2 pseudogenes are annotated in these 762 nt (G+C 61.2%); both read right to left on the bottom strand.

Annotation, left to right across the window (positions count from 1 at the left end):
- A pseudogene (locus ACODTY_RS24105) lies at positions 1 to 235 on the bottom strand (ABC transporter substrate-binding protein); the annotation flags it as partial.
- Positions 236 to 447: 212 nt separating this feature from the next.
- Positions 448 to 762 (bottom strand): annotated as a pseudogene (locus ACODTY_RS24100) (hypothetical protein); the annotation flags it as partial.

Genomic DNA, 762 nt, shown 5'->3' with positions numbered 1-762 from the left:
CCTTGATGAACATGGCGACTTTCAAGGTGCCGCCTTTCCTGCCCTGAACCTCTTCGGCCCGAGCAGCCGTCGGGGCCGCCAGCCCGAGCAGGCCATAGGCCATGGCCGTCGACGCGCCGAACACGCAGGCCAAGGCCAGGAATTCACGTCGATCCAGCCTGCCCGCTCTGGTATCCGCCGCGGAGGCGAGAATATGATCCGGAACCCTATCCCCGTTGCTGCTATAGACTTTCATCCATAACTCCCATTGTTGGCTTCGAAGAACAGACCCGCGCTCCCTCAGCCGCCGTTGCGGTTCATGAGGATCGGCATTCGAGGTCCGTTTTGGCGAAAAAGCACACATTCAAGTGCTTCAACGGCAAGACTACCACCGGGAACCGGCCGCCCAAACGCTACAAAACCTCCGGCTGTTCGATTACCGGAGGTTATTTCATGGCTGGAGAGGGCTCAGGATGTCGAAGCGGAACGGCTTGCCGCCGCCACCAGGAAATCGGAAAGTGCCTTCGCGTCCTTCGAGAGGCCGGATTTCGCCGTGTGGCACAGATAATATCCCCTGCCGGTCTTCAGCCGGTCGCCGGTGAGGCGCACAAGGCTGCCGGCCTCCAGCTCCGCTCCCAGGAGCGACAGGCTTCCAAGCGCTATTCCCTTGCCTTGGATCGCCTCGCCGATGGTCTGGGAATAGGTGACGAGCGGCTCTATTCGCCAGGCTGACATTCCTTGCAGCGCCAGGGCCTCGAACCAGGCTCGCCAATCGATCCAGTC

This window comes from Mesorhizobium sp. FG116 (genome assembly GCF_057809835.1).
This window is presented reverse-complemented; position numbering and strand designations above follow the sequence as displayed.